The sequence below is a fragment of the Streptomyces sp. NPDC005070 genome, from assembly GCF_053600395.1.
The window spans coordinates 1-1264 of record NZ_JBSFZS010000540.1; the positions used below are offsets into that span (position 1 = coordinate 1).

General features: G+C 69.9%; 1 protein-coding gene. It reads right to left on the reverse strand.

The window, feature by feature from the left end:
- Nucleotides 1–1198: carbohydrate-binding protein (locus tag ACWEBX_RS40950; protein ID WP_451889755.1), on the reverse strand; the 1198-nt coding region annotated here is incomplete at its 3' end.
- Nucleotides 1199–1264: the final 66 nt, after the last annotated feature.

A 1264-nucleotide genomic window follows, 5' to 3' on the forward strand; every position in this document is an offset into this window, starting at 1 on the left:
GTGACCACCAGCAGGATGTCGTCCCAGTGCTCGGCCTGCGAGGGCGGTGTGGCCCGCGAGAGGGCACGCAGATAGCCGTCCGCGGCCAGCCGCGCCACGGACCCCAGTCGACGCCGGTCGGCGTCTCGTTCTGGGTCCACCACTTGGCCTTCCAGTTGTGGTGGTTGTACGAGGCCTCGTTGCCCGCGGTGTAGACCGTGGCCGCGTTCCAGGCCGCCTTGCAGCCGCCGCCCGGGGTGGGGGTCGGCGTCGGTGTCGGGGTGGGCGTCGGAGTGGGGGTGCCGGTGGGCGGGGTCGCGCCGGCGAACTTCACCGAGTACTTCGCGAAGTCCCAGGAGTTCTGGGTCACGCTGGAGCAAGTGCCCGACGTACGGCCGCCGTTGTCGGCCGGGGAGCACTGGCGGTCGCGGTTCAGGGACCAGAAGGTGAAGCGGTCCATGGCGTGGCTCGTGGCGAAGTCCAGCACCGTCTGGAAGTCGGCCTGGGAGAAGTACTCGCCGGTGTCGCTGCGGCCGTTCATGCCCGAGAAGCCCTCATGGGCGTACGCGGTCGCCTGGTCCCAGCCGAAGGTCGACTGGAGGATCGTGTTGAAGTTGGCGAGCGCGCCGGTCTGGGACGCGGCGCCGTTGAAGCCGCCGTCGAACGGCATGATGGAGAAGTTGTTCGGGGTGAAGCCCTGCGACTTCGCCTCCAGCAGCATCTGCTTGCCGAACCAGCCGGTTCCGTCGGCCGTTCCCGCCGTGGTGACGGACACGTACAGGCCCGGGTTGTTCTGCTGGAGGATCTTGGCGGCGCCGATCTCGTTCTTGATGGCCGCCGTGTTCTCGTACTCCGGCTCCTCGAGGTCGAAGTCGATCGCGTGCAGGCCGTACTTGGTGATGACCTGCTGGTACGCGGCGGCGGTGGCGGCCGCGTCCGAGCAGGCCTGGCCGAGCTTGGTGCCGCCGTAGCCGCCGATCGAGACGGAGACGTCGCCGCCCTTGGCGCGGATGGCGTTGACGACCGACTGCACGGCGGTGTCCGAGGACACCGCTGCTGTTCCATCCCAAGTCGGCGTGCAGCCGCCGCCGTTGGGAGCGAGGATGAAGGCGAGCTGGAAGGCCTTGAGGCCGGTCGCGTCCATGATGGCGCCCGCGTCCGGCGGGTCGTTGTCGAGCGGCATCAGGTAGGGGGCGGCGGCGTACCCGCCCTCCCCCAGTCCGTCACCCCGGCCCGCTGGCTCGCCGCCAAACTGGCGGTGCCCGCGCTCTTCGTCACCGTCGGC